This window comes from Pseudomonas sp. AMR01 (assembly GCF_041946035.1).
GTDB classification, from domain to species: Bacteria; Pseudomonadota; Gammaproteobacteria; order Pseudomonadales; family Pseudomonadaceae; genus Aquipseudomonas; species Aquipseudomonas antarctica_B.
In genome coordinates this window covers 1-504 of sequence record NZ_JAUTYR010000196.1, presented here as the reverse complement: position 1 = coordinate 504, position 504 = coordinate 1, and the positions used below count along the sequence as shown (strand labels likewise).

Below are 504 nucleotides of genomic sequence, written 5' to 3'. Positions count from 1 at the left end.
CTGATGTGCTGGCGCGGGAGCTGCGGTCAAAGCGCTATGCCGTGGCGCCCATCGCCATTGGCACCAATACCGACCCCTACCAACCGATCGAAAAGACGCATGAGATCATGCGCCGTTGTTTGGAGGTTCTATCGCAGGCCAATCACCCGGTGGCCATCGTCACCAAGGGCAGCCTAATTGAGCGAGACATCGATATCCTAAGCGATATGGCCGCGCGAGGACTGGCGGCGGTGGGGATCTCCATCACCACGCAGGACGCAAAATTGAGCCGGCTGATGGAGCCACGCGCGCCGGCACCGAAACGGCGGTTGCAGATGATCCGGCATTTGTCAGCGGCAGGCGTGCCGGTGCGCGTTATGGCGTCGCCCATGATTCCGGCACTGACGGATCCGGAGTTGGAGGCGATTTTGACCGCGGGCCGCGATGCTGGTGCGCGTCATGCCAGTTGGAGCATGTTGCGGCTGCCGCGTGAAGTGTCCCCACTGGTGCGAGACTGGCTGGCCG

1 protein-coding gene is annotated in these 504 nt (G+C 62.9%); it reads left to right on the top strand.

Annotated features, from left to right (window positions below):
• A partial coding sequence (locus tag Q7C20_RS27215) for a radical SAM protein (protein WP_375071245.1) occupies positions 1-504 on the top strand: 504 nt, incomplete at both ends.